The organism is Elizabethkingia argenteiflava (assembly GCF_009904105.1).
Taxonomy (GTDB): Bacteria; Bacteroidota; Bacteroidia; order Flavobacteriales; family Weeksellaceae; genus Elizabethkingia; species Elizabethkingia argenteiflava.
Genome location: NZ_JAAABJ010000405.1, coordinates 1 through 398 on the forward strand (window position 1 = coordinate 1; position 398 = coordinate 398).

General features: G+C 33.7%; 1 pseudogene. It reads left to right on the forward strand.

The window, feature by feature from the left end:
• Window positions 1-374, forward strand: a pseudogene (locus tag GNY06_RS04790) (integrase core domain-containing protein); the annotation flags it as partial.
• Window positions 375-398 lie beyond the last annotated feature (24 nt).

The following is a 398-nucleotide window of genomic DNA, read 5'->3' on the forward strand; positions in this document are numbered from 1 at the left end:
CTGTGGAATAAGAGAACAGCATGAATACCAGCTTTATTTAGCCATTGAAGATATTGATCACACAAAGACCAAGGCTAAAAGTCCTCAGACCAATGGCATTTGTGAACGTTTTCACAGGACGATACAGAACGAGTTTTATGCCATAGCTTTTAGAAAGAAAATTTACAGAAGTATTGAAGAACTGCAATTAGACTTAAACAGTTGGTTGTCCTATTATACAACAATGAAAGAACGCATACTGGAAAACATTGTTATGGTAAAACACCGATGCAGACGTTTTGGATAGTAAACCTATTGCAAAAGAGAAATTATTGGAAACTCTTGCAGTGGAACAAAAAATCCTTACTTTTGGAAGTAAGGATAATATTGAATAACTGATAATTATTTTAACACTTAAC